Source organism: Roseovarius halophilus (ex Wu et al. 2025) (assembly GCF_047086965.1).
Map to the genome: position 1 here is coordinate 1 of NZ_JBKOTX010000549.1, position 529 is coordinate 529.

1 protein-coding gene is annotated in these 529 nt (G+C 67.3%); it reads right to left on the reverse strand.

Annotation, left to right across the window (positions count from 1 at the left end; translation table 11 throughout):
* The coding region (locus ACH107_RS33430) for an MFS transporter (RefSeq protein ID WP_412509875.1) at positions 1 to 528 on the reverse strand (528 nt) is incomplete at its 3' end.
* Position 529 lies beyond the last annotated feature (1 nt).

Below are 529 nucleotides of genomic sequence, written 5' to 3' on the forward strand. Positions count from 1 at the left end.
TGCAAACCCCACCACCGTTCCAAGGAAGAGGGAATTGTAGCTCACCACCGCCAGCAGGAGCCCGGCCAGCATCGGGCTGACGATGTTCTCGAGGTCATAAGCCAGCCGCGAGAGCGACAGCGCCCGGGTGTAGCGCGCCTCCTCGGGCAGCACGTCGGGGATCGTCGCCTGGAAGGTCGGCGTGAAGGCCGCCGAGGCCGATTGCAGCAGGAAGATCAGGACGTAGACCTGCCAGACCTCTGTCACGAAGGGCAGGCAGAGCGCCGCGGCTGCGCGCACCACGTCGAGGCCCACCAGAAGCGCGCGGCGGTTCACTTTGTCGGCGAAGGCCCCGGCGATGGGCGCGATGCCCACATAGGCCACCATCTTGATCGTGAAGACCGTGCCCAGGACCATCGCGGCCCCTTCACCGGCGAGATCGTAGGCGAGCAGCCCGAGCGCCACCGTGGCCAGCCCCGTGCCGAGCAGTGCCACGACCTGCGCGAGGAACAGGTGGCGGTAGGTGCGCTCAGTGAGGATCTCAAGCATG